We start from the raw sequence: 15040 nt of genomic DNA on the forward strand, positions 1-15040 counted from the left end.
CCTGGAGGCTGATTGAGCGGCTGGAAAATTGCCGCTGCCTGGATCAAGAAGCTGCCCATTGACCCGTGAAATCGAACAGTTACTGCACAGGGCCGGAAAAAATACCGGCCACTTACGGTAACGATTCAGACGTTGCCTGGCGCAAAACGCCGCGCATTATAACCAGCGTTCTGTCATTCGGGGGCGTTGCAGGCTGTAGGCATAAACCTCGGTTTTCTGGCAGTGAAGGAAAAATCTGCTAACAATGCACACGGTGCGTATAACGGCAGCTACGCCATAATGCGCGCCGAGCTAAAAGGAGCATCCAATGAGCAGCACAGCACAAACTGCTGAAGGCGAAAAAATTCTTATCGTTGATGACGATCCGGGGCTGAGCAGCCTGCTGGAGCGTTTCTTCGTCAGCAAGGGCTACCGTGCCCGTACCGTTCCGAACACCGAGCAGATGGACCGTCTGCTGGCGCGTGAAGTGTTCAATCTGGTCGTTCTCGACCTGATGCTGCCGGGCGAAGACGGCCTGACCGCGTGCCGCCGTCTGCGCAACGCGAATAACCAGATTCCGATCATCATGCTCACCGCCAAGGGCGATGAGCTGAGCCGTATCAAGGGCCTTGAACTGGGCGCCGACGATTACCTGGCCAAGCCGTTCAACCCGGACGAGCTGATGGCGCGGGTCAAAGCGGTATTGCGCCGTCAGGCCGCACCGGTGCCGGGCGCGCCGGGCAGTGAAGACGAAAACGTCACCTTCGGTGATTACGTGTTGTCGCTGGCGACCCGCGAGCTCAAGCGTGGCGATGAAGTGCACATGCTCACCACCGGTGAGTTCGCGGTACTCAAGGCGCTGGTGATGAACGCCCGTCAGCCGCTGACCCGCGACAAGCTGATGAACCTCGCCCGTGGCCGTGAATGGGATGCGCTGGAGCGTTCCATCGACGTGCAGATCTCGCGTCTGCGCCGCATGATCGAACCCGATCCGTCGAAACCGCGCTACATCCAGACTGTCTGGGGCGTGGGTTACGTGTTCGTACCGGATGGCACCGCCACCAAGTGATCGGTGATTTGTAGGAGCGGGTCTGCAAGGCTCTGGTCGCACGGCCATTGCCACAGACTCGCAATCCGCAATATGCGAGCATTGCTCGCTCCTGCAAGTGTGTAGCGGTTAAAGATGAAAACCCCCGTCTGGTTCCCCCAAAGTTTTTTCTCCCGCACCCTCTGGCTGGTGCTGATCGTCGTGCTGTTTTCCAAGGCGCTGACCCTGGTTTATCTGTTGATGAACGAGGACGTGCTGGTGGATCGCCAATACAGCCATGGCGTCGCTCTGACGCTGCGCGCCTATTGGGCCGCCGACGAAGAGAACCGCGCAAAAATTGCCGATGCCGCGACCCTGATTCGTGTGGTCGGCGCCGGTGTGCCGGAAGGCGAACAGCACTGGCCGTACAGCGAAATCTACCAACGTCAGATGCAGGCGGAACTGGGTGCCGACACCGAGGTGCGTTTGCGCATGCACTCGCCGCCGGCATTGTGGGTGAGGGCACCGAGCCTGGGCGATGGCTGGCTGAAAGTGCCGTTGTATCCGCACCCGCTGCGCGGCCAGAAGATCTGGAACGTGCTCGGCTGGTTCCTCGCCATCGGCCTGCTTTCTACGGCGTCGGCATGGATTTTCGTCAGCCAGCTCAACCAGCCGTTGAAGCGCCTGGTGTATGCCGCGCGGCAACTCGGCCAGGGCCGCAGCGTACGTCTGCCGATCAGTGATACGCCGAGCGAAATGACCGAGGTTTATCGCGCCTTCAACCAGATGGCCGAGGACGTCGAACAGGCCGGACGTGAGCGGGAGCTGATGCTGGCGGGGGTTTCCCACGACTTGCGCACACCGCTGACGCGCTTGCGCCTGTCGCTGGAACTGATGGGCGATCACACCGACCTCACCGACGACATGGTCCGCGACATCGAGGACATGGACGCGATTCTCGACCAGTTCCTCGCGTTCATTCGCGACGGTCGTGACGAGTCGGTGGAAGAGGTCGACCTCAGCGATCTGGTGCGCGAAGTCGCCGCGCCATACAACCAGAACGAAGAGAAAGTGCGCCTGCGCCTGGAGCCGATCCAGCCGTTTCCGCTGCGTCGGGTGTCGATGAAACGCCTGCTCAACAACCTGATCGGCAATGCCTTGAACCATGCCGGCACGGGTGTTGAAGTCGCGGCTTATGTGTCGGGAGATACCAGCGCGCCGTATGTGGTCCTTAGCGTTATGGACCGTGGCGCGGGTATTGATCCGTCCGAGCTTGAAGCGATCTTCAACCCGTTTACCCGAGGTGATCGGGCTCGCGGTGGCAAAGGCACCGGGCTGGGGCTGGCGATCGTGAAAAGGATTGCGGCGATGCATGGCGGCAATGTCGAATTGCGCAACCGGTCCGGGGGGGGACTGGAAGCGCGGGTGAGATTGCCGTTGGGATTGATGTTGCCGCGTGATGCTGTTTAAGCGCTGAGATCTTCAAGAGGGCGGATGGCCCCTTCGCGAGCAGGCTCGCTCCCACATTTTGGAATGCGATCAACTGTGGGAGCGAGCCTGCTCGCGAAGGCGGCTTTCCAGCCGCCGAATATCTCTGGGTTAACCTTTGCCCTTGGTGCGAGTCATATTCGGCCCGCCATTCTTTTCCAGATGCTCGATGATGATTCCGGCGACATTCTTGCCAGTGGTGGTTTCGATGCCTTCCAGTCCCGGCGACGAATTCACTTCCATCACCAGCGGACCGTGATTGGAGCGCAGGATATCCACACCCGCCACCGCCAGGCCCATGACCTTGGCAGCGCGTAACGCGGTCATGCGTTCTTCCGGGGTGATCTTGATCAGGCTGGCGCTGCCACCGCGATGCAGGTTGGAACGAAACTCGCCCGGTTTGGCCTGGCGCTTCATTGCGGCGATCACCTTGTCGCCGACCACGAAGCAGCGGATATCCGCACCGCCGGCTTCCTTGATGTATTCCTGAACCATGATGTTCTGCTTGAGACCCATGAACGCTTCGATCACCGACTCTGCCGCCGTGGCTGTTTCGCACAGCACCACGCCGATGCCCTGGGTGCCTTCCAGTACCTTGATCACCAGCGGTGCACCGTTGACCATGGCGATCAGGTCGGGAATATCGTCCGGCGAGTGGGCAAAACCGGTGACCGGCAAACCGATTCCGCGCCGCGACAGCAGTTGCAGCGAACGCAATTTGTCCCGCGAACGGGCAATGGCCACAGACTCGTTGAGCGGGAACACGCCCATCATTTCGAACTGACGCAACACCGCGCAGCCGTAGAACGTCACCGATGCGCCGATCCGCGGGATCACCGCGTCAAAACCTTCCAGCGGTTTGCCGCGGTAATGGATCTGCGGCTTGTGGCTGGCAATGTTCATGTAGGCGCGCAAGGTGTCGATCACTACCATTTCATGCCCGCGCTCGATTCCGGCTTCGACCAGACGGCGGGTGGAATACAGACGCGGATTACGCGACAGCACAGCGATCTTCATGCAACACCTGTGGAGGAGGTAGATACCGGGAACACCGGCTTGTCTTGTACATATTTGATGCCCGGATTGACCACCAACTGGCCATCGATCAGGGCTTTGGAACCGAGCAGCAGGCGATAGCGCATGGACTTGCGGCAGGCCAGAGTGAACTCCACCGGCCAGACCCGATCACCCAGGGCCAGCGTGGTGCTGATCACATAGCGCACCTGGGCATGGCCGTTGGAGCTCTTGATGGTTTTGCGCGTGACCAGCGGCGCTTCGCAGCGCCGGTGACGCAACTGCACCACCGTGCCGAGATGCGCAGTGAAGCGCACCCATTTCTCGCCGTCGCGTTCGAACGGCTCGATGTCGGTGGCGTGCAGGCTGGAGGTGCTGGCGCCGGTGTCGATTTTTGCGCGCAGGCCCGCAACTCCCAAACCCGGGAGCGCCACCCACTCGCGCAGACCGACAACGGTCAAATGATCAAATGTCTTCAAAGAAAAAACCAAGGGTTAACGCTTCCAGGCCCCGTCCGGCACCTGGGCCAACGCTTTGAACGCAGGTCTGGCGAACCAGTAGCCCTGCATCAGGAATATTCCACAGTCCGCGAGGAAATCCCGTTCCCCGGCGCTTTCTATGCCTTCGGCAATGACTGTAACGTCCAACTCCGCACACATTGTGACAATCCCCCGAACGATCACCTGACGGACACGATCCTGGTCAATATCGCGGATCAGCGCCATGTCGAGTTTGATCAGGTCTGGTTGGAAATCGGCCAGCAGATTGAGCCCCGAATAGCCGGCACCGAAATCGTCGATGGCGGTCTTGAAGCCGAATTCGCGGTATTCACGCAGAATATTGGTCAAATGGCGATAATTATCTACGTGCTCGATTTCCAGAGTTTCGAAAATCAGTCGGTCGATCGGAAAGTTGTGTTTGCGTGCGGCCTCCAGTGTGCTGCGAATGCATAGCTCTGGACGGTAGACGGCGTTGGGCAAAAAGTTGATCGACAAGTGTGTCTGCATATTTAGGCTCGCCGCACCTTCGATGGCGCGGGTCCGGCAGAGCTGGTCGAAACGGTAGCGGTTGTCTTCTGTAACCTGATTTAACACCGACAGTGCACCTTCCCCTGACACGCCTCGGACCAGCGCTTCGTGGGCAAATACCGATTGATCGCGCAGGTCGACAATCGGCTGGTAGGCGAAGGCAAAATCGAAATCCAGCGGTTCGCTTTGCTGGCAGCCCTGGCAACCGCCCCTAGGTGAGGTCAACGAAGTTGGAAATTTAGTCACGCGGTCACTCCAGGCCGGTCGGGCGGCGAAGATCACAGTCAATCTGGAGGGCCGAGTTCTTGCGCCCGACAGAAACGGTAGTACAGTTCCGACTACTGGCTGAGCGAGGAATTCATATGGGACAGAAGCAGGAGGAGGACGACAAGGTCCGTCTCGATAAGTGGTTATGGGCGGCGCGTTTCTACAAGACGCGTGCTCTGGCCAAAGCAGCAATCGAAAGCGGCAAGGTGCATTGTCGTGGCGAGCGCTGCAAGCCGGGCAAGGAGCCGCGCATTGGTGATGAGTTCGAGATTCGCACCGGCTTCGAAGTGCGCACGGTGAGGGTCGAGGCATTGTCGATCGTGCGTCGTGGCGCACCCGAGGCGCAAACCTTGTACGCGGAGACCGAAGCGAGTGTCGCCAAGCGTGAAGCGGCTGCGGCGATGCGCAAGGCGGGCTCGTTGGGCGTGAGCACCGATGGCAAGCCGAGCAAGAAGCAGCGGCGGGATCTGTTCAAGTTTCGCGGTAGCAGCAACGAAGATTGAAACGTTGTGCCGGCCTCTTCGCGAGCAGGCTCGCTCCCACATTCGATCGAGTCGTCTGTGGCAGCGAGCCTGCTCGCGAATCGAGTACGACGCGGTATCAGGCGCTACGCACCACACTCATCCGCGACACCATCGGCAGCTTGCCCAGCAACGCGAAAATCGGCGCGGTCAGCTTCAACCAGAGGTTCGACGCGTGATAGGCAAACGGCGTGTAGTAACCCCAGCCCAACGCCCACACCGCCAGCAGCAAGCCGCCGATGTAGTCGTCCTGACCCCAATGCGCGCCGGCCACCAGACGCGGCAGCATGAACAACACTGCCAGACCCCATACTGTTAGAAATTGTCCGACGGTGCGGCTGAACACGCCCATGAACAATGCCCAGATCAACAGCACTGAGGCATGATCACCGGGGAAACTCTGGCCGGAACGGTCCTTCAGCTCCCAGGTTTTTTCCAGGTGCGGAAAGTAATCGCTGATGTGCACGGCGCCCTCAAGCACCATTGACGGGCTGCTGTGCTGCCAGCCCATGTGATCGGCGAATTTGGAAAACAGCGCGCGGATCACCACCATCAGCAGCAGGATCGAGAAAAAACCGAAGAACGCGCGACGCACGTCGATCGCCCTGATAACCCAATCGCCCTTGATCAGCAGCGTCAGCAGAATCAGTCCGACGACGATGTCGAACGGGCGCAGACTTGCAATTGCCCAGATGTGGAGCCATATCGGGTTGCTGGCCAGCGGCGCATTCAACGAGCGGAACAGCCACTCGTCGAAAATCACACACAGCATCTGACCGGTAGGCCATAACCAGAAAGCCAGTAGCGCCAGCGGCACTACGTTACACAGAACCAGCCGGCCGAGGTTCCACCTTGATTGGAACAAACCCGGATTGTTCATAAAATGCCTCCCATGGCGAAAAAGCGCCGGCACCAAAAAAAGTGCCAGCAAGCGCAAATTTTCACGTTTTGTAACCATTTTGTCATCACATTCAGATACCCAGACCTATGACCGATCTAGCGGATACCGATTTCACTCAACGCTTCATCTTCGATGACAGCGACACTCGCGGCGAACTGGTAGCGCTGGAGCGCAGCTACGCCGAAGTCCTCGCCAAACACCCGTACCCGGAGCCGGTCGCGCAGTTGCTCGGCGAACTGATGGCGGCCGCGTCGTTACTGGTCGGCACGCTCAAGTTCGATGGCTTGCTGATTTTGCAGGCGCGCTCGGAAGGGCCGATTCCGCTGCTGATGATCGAGTGTTCCAGCGAGCGCGAAATCCGTGGCCTGGCGCGTTACGACGCCGAGCAGATCGCGGTTGACGCAACCCTTGCCGACTTGATGCCGAACGGCGTTCTGGCCCTGACCGTCGACCCGACTGTCGGCCAGCGCTATCAGGGCATTGTTGATCTTGACGGCGAGACACTGTCGGACTGTTTCACCAACTATTTCGTCATGTCGCAGCAGGTCGGCACCCGCTTCAAGCTCTTCGCCGACGGTCGTCGTGCCCGTGGCATGTTGCTGCAACAACTCCCCGCCGATCGCTTGAAAGACGAAGAGGACCGCGCCGCCAGCTGGCAGCATCTCACCGCGTTGGCCAGCACTCTGAGCGCCGATGAATTGCTCAGTCTCGACAACGAAACCGTGCTGCATCGCCTGTACCACGAAGAGCAGGTACGTCTGTTTGATGTGCAGCATCTGCGCTTCAGTTGCAGCTGCTCGCGGGAACGCTCCGGCAATGCGCTGGTCAGTCTTGGGCTGGAAGATGCGCTGGCGCTGGCCGCCGAGCAGGGCGGCAAAGTCGAGATCGATTGCCAGTTCTGCAATCAGCAGTACCTGTTTGACGCAGCCGATATTGCTCAATTGTTCGCTGGCGCGGGCGTCGATACGCCGTCAGATACCCGTCACTAAAACGGTTCAGCGCAGGTAAATTCACTGCGGAATGACGGAATATCGCCGTTACGACGGGAGGACCCTACTCTTTTTGGGCTTTTCTGGCATAATCCGGCCCACTTTTTTCGCGGTAGTAGTGCACGACTTTCTACTACAAAACGTTTGGAGCACACTCGGCCACTGGCCGACGGGGAACCTCATGACGCAAGCCAATAACGCCGTGTACACCGATCTGAGTGTTGATGATCTGGTAAAAGAAGCCCTGAATCGCGGTGAAGGCGAGCTTGCCGATACCGGCGCTCTGGTTGTTCGCACCGGTCACCGCACCGGCCGCTCGCCAGTCGACCGTTTCATCGTTGAAGAGCCTTCCACCCAGGCCGCTATCGCCTGGGGCCCGATCAACCGCAAGTTCCCGGCCGACAAGTTCGATGCCCTGTGGGCTCGCGTCGAGGCCTTCAACAACGCGCAAGAGCACTTCGTTTCCCACGTGCATGTAGGCGCGGCGGAAGATCACTACCTGGCCGTGAAAATGACCACACAGACTGCCTGGCAGAACCTGTTCGGTCGTTGCCTGTTCATCAACCCGGCCCAGTACAACCCGGCTGGCCGTGAAGAATGGCAAGTGCTCAACGTTGCCAACTTCGAGTGCGTGCCTGAGCGTGACGGCACCAACTCCGACGGTTGCGTGATCATCAACTTCGCGCAGAAGAAAGTGCTGATCGCTGGCATGCGTTACGCCGGCGAGATGAAGAAAGCCATGTTCTCGGTGCAGAACTTCCTGCTGCCGGCCGCTGACGTGCTGCCAATGCACTGCGCTGCCAACATCGGCGAAGACGGTGACGTGACCCTGTTCTTCGGTCTGTCGGGCACCGGTAAAACCACCCTGTCGGCCGACGAAAGCCGTTACCTGATCGGTGACGACGAACACGGCTGGGGCGAAGGCGTGGTGTTCAACATCGAAGGCGGTTGCTATGCCAAGTGCATCGACCTCTCCGAGAAGAACGAGCCGGTTATCTGGAAAGCCATCAAGCACGGCGCGGTGCTGGAAAACGTCGTCATCGACGACGCCAAGCACGCCGATTATGCCGATGTCAGCCTGACCCAGAACAGCCGCGCCGCCTACCCGCTGGAGCACGTTGCCAAGCGTTCCGAGAAGAACCTGGGTGGCGAGCCAAACGCGGTGATCTTCCTGACCTGCGACCTGACCGGCGTACTGCCGCCAGTGTCGATCCTCAACGAAGAGCAAGCGGCCTACCACTTCCTTTCCGGCTACACCGCACTGGTGGGCTCGACTGAAATGGGTTCGGGCAGCGGCATCAAGTCGACCTTCTCCACCTGCTTCGGCGCACCGTTCTTCCCGCGTCCGGCGGGTGAATACGCCGAACTGCTGATCAAGCGCATCCGTGGCTTCGGCTCCAAGGTCTACCTGGTCAACACCGGTTGGACCGGCGGCGGCTACGGCGTCGGCCAACGCTTCAACATCCCGACCACCCGCGCGGTGATCGCAGCGATCCAGAGCGGCGCACTGATCGGTGCCGCCACCGAGCACCTGGACACCATCAACCTCGACGTGCCTCTGGCCGTTCCGGGCGTCGACACCAACCTGCTCAACCCACGCAACACCTGGACTGACAAGGCTGCGTACGACGAGGCAGCGAAAGCACTGGCCGGTCTGTTCATCGAGAACTTCAAGAAGTTCGAAGTGAGCGACGCGATCAAGGCGGCTGGGCCGAAGTTGTAAGTAGTAGTTTGCAGTGAATAAAAAACCGCCCTTTGGGGCGGTTTTTTCATGGGCGAAGATTTGGGTAAGCTCATCTCAACGGCGGTTCGTCACTTGCCATGTAGCAGTATTCATTCATTTTTGGCCTGATACGGCCAGAGTAATGCCACTCAACAGTACTGCAACATGATCCTCTAATTAAGGCCATTGCTGCCGTGCATGCATGACACGCAGCACTTCCACCCGGTCTTTTTTGATTGCGTAGACGATGACGTAGTTGGCGGCCGCAACGATTTCACGTGTTCCGAGGACCCTGCCCTTTCGGTACAAGGTTGGGCGCTGTCTTGCTATTTCCCCTTTTGATTCGAACATTTCATCGAGATCCGCAGCAGCGTCTGGGTTGTCCTGACCGATTCGGTCCATTATCCGGTCTCGGTCAGCAAGCGCTTCCGGGCGCCAGACCAACCTCATCAGCGCCCTCGTTGACGCAGGGCATCACGCTTGGCGGCGAATATTCGGCGAGCATCTTCATCGCTGATACTTGGCCTTGGATCATCGATGCTGATCTGCACCTGTCGCTTGAACCATTCCTCATAAGCGGCCGCTTCATGGGCTTGTTTCAACGCTTCAGAGCGATCAGGCCTGGCGTAGGTTTTCAGTTGCAGCGGGTCATAGCCGGAGGCATCCACGTTGAATTGGCTGATGCCCAAGCCCTGCAGATAGGTCACAAGCGTCTCCAGCCTCTTGAACAGGCGCACCTGACCACTGCGTTGTGCTGTCAGCGCGCATTTGCGGCTGCCTTGCCGAATCTCGACCGACCAGCCTCCTGGTTTCGCGACGATAATTGTGCCGCTCACAGAACCGTTTTCGACCAAGCGAACGAGGGCGCTGTGATCGATGATTTCAGTGCTGGCCATAAATGCGAGCCCTTCGCTGAGTAATGGCTCCCATCGTACGCAATCAATAGTAGTTTGCAAATTTTGACTCCTGGTGCTGGACACGGCGTGTGCAGCGATGATGTTTCGTTTGTTACTTGGCCGGGGGCATCTGACTTGCAGCAGGTCCCAGCCGTCCTGTGTCAGCAGGTACAGGGCGTGGGTGATGTGGGTGTCGCTGCCAAAGCAGCGACACCCACGACTATAGGTTCGCACCACCCGCTCGCGATAGCCGACAAGGCATTGCGTGAAGTAGGAACGGGACGAACAATTCGCCAGACGTTGCTACCGATTCTTAAACGCTTTTCAACGCAAATGTTGGTAGCCAGAAATATCCAGCAGGCTTGTGGTCAGTCCTGTTGCCGGCCGGTAGATCGTGCCTTTGACTGCCGAGAACGGCACGCCTTTGCTGCCCAGCGAGACATAGCGCTCGCCTTTGTCCTGTTCGGTGAAATAGGTGTAGGACTGGCTGTGCATCTTCTTGTAGCGGGCTTCGTCGCTGACGATGGTGCCGGTGAAGCGCAGTAGGTCGGCATCGCTCAGGTTGAGCGTTTTGCTCAGTGGCACGCCCCAACGCTTGAGGCAGGTTTCCGCCAGATGGCGAACGATGCGGCCGGGCTCGATCAGCGCATTGAGGTCGCTGCTGTTGGTGGGATCGCCGCCGAGGGCCGTGGCGTTGCCGGCGAGGGTGGCGTGGCGACCGGCCATTGGATAGATCGAGGTTTTGGTGCCGGTAGCGGTTTGCGGGATCACGCAGCTGAAGCCTTTTGAGCGCTCGTCGCGGGCATAGAAGGCGATGTATTCCTTGACGTTGGATTGAAGTTTGACGCGGTTTTCCTGGAAGTTGCCGATGCCCGGGACTGGATCAATCGCAAATATATTCACCGGAATATGTTTGAGTGCAGCGTCCTGGAACATCGCATTGGCGAGCATGTGGCAACTGATACCGCCACGGCTCCAGCCGACCAGATTGACTCGCGCGGGAATAACGCCGTTCTTGCGGAAAGTCTTGATGATCTGTTCCTGCAACTTCTGTTGCGTGATACTCCGATCGCCATAGTTATACTGGCGCCAGAACCAGGAGCCTTCCACTTTCACATCTTCAATAGGAATGCCTGCGGCTTTCAGACGGTTATATTCTAACTCGGTCAGTTGTTTACGCTGCCAGTCGCATTTGCCTTTGATAATGTTCACAGCGTGCTGCACGTTTTCATCCCAGCCTTTGCCGAACAGCGTGCCGGACAGGCCGTATTCAGAGGTCTTGGTGAACAGGTCGTCGGCTTGCATATTGCCGCTGCCAGGGCCATCGACGACGATCCACTCGGCAAATTCGCGTCCGCTGTGGTGTGCAGCGAGCGTAGAAACGATTTCGCCGTCCCAGAAGCTTTTATGTTTGTCATCAAATTTGTTGGAGCCGGTGCCGCAGAAAAATATTGTTAAAGTTGTCATTTCGTTGCTCTTGCTTATGTATAAGAGCAGTCAAGTTAGTTTTAGGTGGTGTTAAAAATAAAGGGCGCTGTTGTGTCTGCGTTTGTAATGTGAAGTTTGTTATATATGTAGCTGAGCTTTTCGAAAGTATGTCGAGGCGCTTCGATTGTTAAACGCTTGGTTTTCGCTTTCCATGTATCATTCAGTATCGATTCAACCCCGACCCTTTCTCGACTCGCTGCGATCGCCCGCTAGGCTTTGGGCATGGCAGCAGTCAAAGGAGTGACAGTAAATGCACCACACCCTGGAACAGGTTTTTGGTTATCCACAGTTTCGCCCCGGTCAGGAGGCCGCTGTCAGCGCGGTGCTGGCGGGGCGATCCGCGGCGGCGATCTTTCCCACCGGCTCCGGCAAATCGCTTTGCTACCAACTGCCGGCACTTTTACTGCCACACCTGACATTGGTGGTCTCGCCGTTGCTGGCGTTGATGCAGGATCAACTGGCGTTTCTCAAGTCCCGCGGCATCTCGGCAGGCAGTATCGATTCGGCGCAGAGCCGCGAGGATGCCAACGACGTCATGGCCCGTGCACGTTCGGGCGAGCTGAAAATTCTGATGATCTCCGTCGAGCGCTTGAAGAACGAGCGCTTCCGCAATTTCCTGCAGCAGGTGCCGATCTCGTTGCTGGTGGTCGACGAGGCGCACTGCATTTCCGAATGGGGCCACAACTTCCGGCCGGACTATCTGAAACTCCCCGACTACCAGCGTCAGTTCAACATTCCGCAGGCTTTGCTGCTCACCGCCACGGCGACACCAAAAGTCATCGCCGACATGCAGGCCAAATTCGCCATCGCTCCGGACGATGTAGTGACCACTGGTTTCTATCGGCCCAACCTCAATTTGCTGGTCGAGCCTGTACGCGGTCAGGACAAACGCCGGCGTCTGGTCGAATGGATGACCGAGCGTCCCGGGCAACCGAGCATTGTCTACGTGACGTTGCAGAAGACCGCCGAGCACATCGCCGAGCATCTTCAACGCAACGGAATCCAGGCCGAGGCATACCACGCAGGTTTGCCCCACGATCAGCGTGAAGACATTCAACGCCGCTTCATGGCCGGGCAGTCCAATTGCATTGTCGCCACCATTGCCTTCGGCATGGGCATCGACAAGAGCGACATCCGCAACGTGGTGCATTTCGATCTGCCCAAATCCATCGAAAACTACAGCCAGGAAATCGGCCGCGCCGGGCGTGACGGGCAGCCCTCCGACTGCCTGGTACTGGCCAACCGCGACAGCCTCAATGTGCTGGAAAACTTCGTCTACGGTGATACGCCCGAACGCGACGGGATTCATTATGTGCTCGAAGAGCTCAAAGCCTCAGTGCCGGACGGACAATGGGAGTTTTTGCTTGGGCCATTGGCGGATCAGAGCAACATTCGCTCGTTGCCGTTGAAGACTTTGCTGGTGCAGCTGGAACTGCGAGGCCTGATCGCGCCGCGCTACGCTTATTACGCTGAATACCGCTTCAAATATCTGCTTGAGCCTGAAGCATTGCTCCAGCGCTTCGAAGGCGAGCGCAGGGATTTCGTTGCGGCGATCATCAGGACGTCCACGCGAGCACGCACCTGGGCCACAGTAGATTTCGAGGCGATGTATTCGCAGTATTCCGCCGAGCGCAATCGCGTGGTGACAGCGCTGGATTACTTTCAGGAAAAGGGCTGGGTCGAGCTGGAGAGCAAGCAGATGACCGAGGTCTACAGCCTGCTGCACAGTGATTTCGCCAGCGATGCCCTGAGCGCTGAGCTGCACGAGTATTTCACCCGCCACGAACAGACTGAAGTGGCGCGGATTCACGCCATGCTTGAGGTGTTCGCCACCGAACGCTGCCTGGGTTATCGCCTGGCCGAGTATTTCGGTGACCACAATGCCCCCGAGCGTTGTGGCCATTGTTCGGTATGTCACGGCCAGATCGCGCGGTTGCCGGAGCCGCCGCCATTGCCGCCGCTTGTGGATAAAAACTTCGCGAAGCTGTGTGGTGAATTTATCCACAGGCATGAGCAGCAAACAGGGCGTATTCCATCGGCCGAACGCCTGACGCGGTTCCTGTGCGGAATCAGCGTGCCGTTGTTCACCAAACTCAAGGCGCGGGCGATACCGGGTTTTGCTGCGTTGGAAGAATACCCCTACGCGCAGGTTCGCGAGTGGGCGCAAGAGCACCTTTGATCCCTGTAGGAGCTGCCGAAGGCTGCGATCTTTTGATGTTGATTTTTTCAAGATCAAAAGATCGCAGCCTTCGGCAGCTCCTACTTCAAGTGTCATCAAGGCAGAGCCTCCATCCATCCGCTGAATGTCCATCATCACGCTAATAAACTTCAAAAACCGCCGTTGCCTGACTAAGGTTGGAATCTGTCTTCGGGCCACCCACAAGAGAACAACATGAGCCAGACATCCTTCGAAATCCAGCAAGCTGCCGTGATCGGCGCGGGCACCATGGGCCGTGGCATCGTCATGTGCCTGGCCAATGCTGGCGTGAACGTGCAGTGGGTGGATAACAATCCACAGATGCTTGAGCAGGCGCTGACGACGGTCGCGCAAACTTATGCACACAACGTGCGTCAGGGCCGCATCGATCAGGCCGAAGCGGATGCGCGAATGGCTCGCGTATCAGCAGCGGCGGATTACGCATCGATTCGCAATGTCGATCTGGTGATCGAAGCGGTGTACGAAAACCTTGAACTGAAGCAGAAGATCTTTCGCGAGCTGGATGGCTTGCTCAAGCCCGAGGCTTTGCTGGCGAGCAACACCTCGGCGCTGGACATCGACGCCATCGCGGCTGCGACCCGGCGCCCGGAACAGGTGCTGGGTCTGCATTTCTTCAGCCCCGCGCACATCATGAAATTGCTGGAAATCGTGCGCGGTGCGCAGACCTCGCCAGCGGCGCTGGAGGCCGCGCTGGCACTCGGCAAGCGCATGGGCAAGGTCAGTGTGGTGTCGGGCAACTGCCACGGTTTTATCGGCAACCGCATGCTGCATCCGTATGTACTGGAAGCGCGCAAGATGCTTCTCGAAGGCGCTTATCCACAGCAGGTGGATACCGCGCTGCAAGGCTTCGGCTTCGCCATGGGGCCGTTTCGCATGTACGACGTGGTTGGCATCGATCTGGAATGGCGTGCTCGGGAGCTAGCTGGCAAGGGGCAGGATGCGCCCGAAGTTCAGGTGGATAACCGCCTGTGTGAGATGGGCCGGTTCGGGCAAAAGTCCGGTAACGGTTATTACCATTATGAGCCGGGCAGTCGCCAGGCCGAGCATGATCCCGAGGTCGATGCATTGGTACTGCGGGTCAGCGAAGATCTGGGTTTCCAGCGTCGCGACATCGGTCCCGAAGAAATCGTTGAGCGCTGTTTGCTGGCTCTGGTCAACGAAGGCGCGAAGATTTTGCAGGAAGGCATTGCCGGCTCGGCCCATGACATCGATCTGGTGTACTTGAACGGCTATGGTTTTCCAGCGGATAAGGGTGGGCCGATGGCGTGGGCGGATCGGCAGGGGCTAGCGGATATTCATCAGCGCTTGCTGGCGCTGGAGACACGCCAGGGCGATCAGTGGAAGCCGGCGCGGTTGATTGGCGAACTGGCGGCGCAGGGGAAGGGGTTTGCTGATCGTTGACACCAGTCGGCTGTGCTGACGCCTTCGCGAGCGGGCTCGCTCCCACAGGTAAAGTGTTCGTCATCACGATCAAATTCAATTAAGAGAACGCGAGAACCCT

General features: G+C 58.4%; 14 protein-coding genes. 7 read left to right on the plus strand and 7 right to left on the minus strand.

Annotated features, from left to right (window positions below; translation table 11 throughout):
• The first annotated feature begins 307 nt into the window (after positions 1-307).
• The gene (gene ompR, locus AB4N73_RS22990) at positions 308-1048 is read left to right on the plus strand and encodes an osmolarity response regulator transcription factor OmpR (protein WP_217879149.1); all 741 of its coding nucleotides are present in this window, start codon (positions 308-310) and stop codon (positions 1046-1048) included.
• Positions 1049-1162: 114 nt separating this feature from the next.
• On the plus strand, positions 1163-2476 hold the full coding sequence (locus AB4N73_RS22995; RefSeq protein WP_016770645.1) for an ATP-binding protein: 1314 nt from the start codon (positions 1163-1165) through the stop codon (positions 2474-2476).
• Positions 2477-2605: 129 nt separating this feature from the next.
• Here the strand turns inward: AB4N73_RS22995 and rimK are convergent, their stop codons facing one another.
• The 3 genes from rimK to rimA are packed head-to-tail and all read right to left on the minus strand — an operon-like array spanning position 2606 to position 4782.
• Positions 2606-3511: a 30S ribosomal protein S6--L-glutamate ligase gene (gene rimK / locus AB4N73_RS23000; protein WP_024011184.1), complete on the minus strand. Its 906-nt coding sequence runs from the start codon at positions 3509-3511 to the stop codon at positions 2606-2608.
• Positions 3508-3987, minus strand: a complete 480-nt coding sequence (rimB, locus tag AB4N73_RS23005) for a retropepsin-like aspartic endopeptidase RimB (protein ID WP_016772184.1) — start codon at positions 3985-3987, stop codon at positions 3508-3510. Before rimB ends, rimK begins: the two co-directional genes overlap by 4 nt.
• A 15-nt stretch (positions 3988-4002) precedes the next feature.
• On the minus strand, positions 4003-4782 hold the full coding sequence (gene rimA, locus AB4N73_RS23010; protein ID WP_095181098.1) for a S6 modification regulatory phosphodiesterase RimA: 780 nt from the start codon (positions 4780-4782) through the stop codon (positions 4003-4005).
• 116 nt (positions 4783-4898) lie between these two features.
• Here rimA and AB4N73_RS23015 point away from each other — a divergent pair, with 116 nt between their 5' ends.
• Complete coding sequence (locus tag AB4N73_RS23015; protein ID WP_016772182.1) at positions 4899-5306, plus strand: RNA-binding S4 domain-containing protein; 408 nt, start codon at positions 4899-4901, stop codon at positions 5304-5306.
• A 97-nt stretch (positions 5307-5403) separates the two neighbouring features.
• Here AB4N73_RS23015 and AB4N73_RS23020 read toward each other — a convergent pair whose 3' ends face one another.
• Positions 5404-6204 (minus strand): phosphatase PAP2 family protein, encoded by an 801-nt coding sequence (locus tag AB4N73_RS23020; RefSeq protein WP_460142588.1) that lies wholly within the window; start codon positions 6202-6204, stop codon positions 5404-5406.
• 107 nt (positions 6205-6311) lie between these two features.
• On the opposite strand from AB4N73_RS23020, the gene hslO reads away from it, so the two are divergent.
• Together hslO and AB4N73_RS23030 are read left to right on the plus strand one after the other, a co-directional pair.
• The gene (hslO, locus tag AB4N73_RS23025; protein ID WP_150637920.1) at positions 6312-7214 is read left to right on the plus strand and encodes an Hsp33 family molecular chaperone HslO; all 903 of its coding nucleotides are present in this window, start codon (positions 6312-6314) and stop codon (positions 7212-7214) included.
• Positions 7215-7395: 181 nt separating this feature from the next.
• Positions 7396-8937 (plus strand): phosphoenolpyruvate carboxykinase, encoded by a 1542-nt coding sequence (locus AB4N73_RS23030; RefSeq protein WP_133337468.1) that lies wholly within the window; start codon positions 7396-7398, stop codon positions 8935-8937.
• Between the two features lie 177 nt (positions 8938-9114).
• On the opposite strand, the gene AB4N73_RS23035 is transcribed toward AB4N73_RS23030, so the two are convergent.
• The 3 genes from AB4N73_RS23035 to AB4N73_RS23045 form a co-directional block, all read right to left on the minus strand.
• A complete protein-coding gene (locus AB4N73_RS23035; RefSeq protein ID WP_056787114.1) occupies positions 9115-9387 on the minus strand; it encodes a type II toxin-antitoxin system RelE/ParE family toxin in 273 nt (90 codons plus the stop codon).
• On the minus strand, positions 9387-9833 hold the full coding sequence (locus AB4N73_RS23040; RefSeq protein WP_056787116.1) for an antitoxin PaaA2 family protein: 447 nt from the start codon (positions 9831-9833) through the stop codon (positions 9387-9389). The genes AB4N73_RS23035 and AB4N73_RS23040 overlap by 1 nt, the downstream gene beginning before the upstream one ends.
• A 324-nt stretch (positions 9834-10157) precedes the next feature.
• Positions 10158-11300: a lipase family protein gene (locus AB4N73_RS23045; RefSeq protein WP_095181095.1), complete on the minus strand. Its 1143-nt coding sequence runs from the start codon at positions 11298-11300 to the stop codon at positions 10158-10160.
• Between the two features lie 271 nt (positions 11301-11571).
• On the opposite strand from AB4N73_RS23045, the gene AB4N73_RS23050 reads away from it, so the two are divergent.
• Together AB4N73_RS23050 and AB4N73_RS23055 are read left to right on the plus strand one after the other, a co-directional pair.
• On the plus strand, positions 11572-13500 hold the full coding sequence (locus tag AB4N73_RS23050; protein ID WP_252877247.1) for a RecQ family ATP-dependent DNA helicase: 1929 nt from the start codon (positions 11572-11574) through the stop codon (positions 13498-13500).
• Positions 13501-13713: 213 nt separating this feature from the next.
• Positions 13714-14940 carry a 3-hydroxyacyl-CoA dehydrogenase gene (locus AB4N73_RS23055; protein WP_252887129.1) on the plus strand — a complete coding sequence of 409 codons (1227 nt, stop codon included), beginning with the start codon at positions 13714-13716 and terminating at the stop codon, positions 14938-14940.
• The last annotated feature ends 100 nt before the right edge of the window (positions 14941-15040 follow it).

This window comes from Pseudomonas sp. S3_B08 (genome assembly GCF_054667725.1).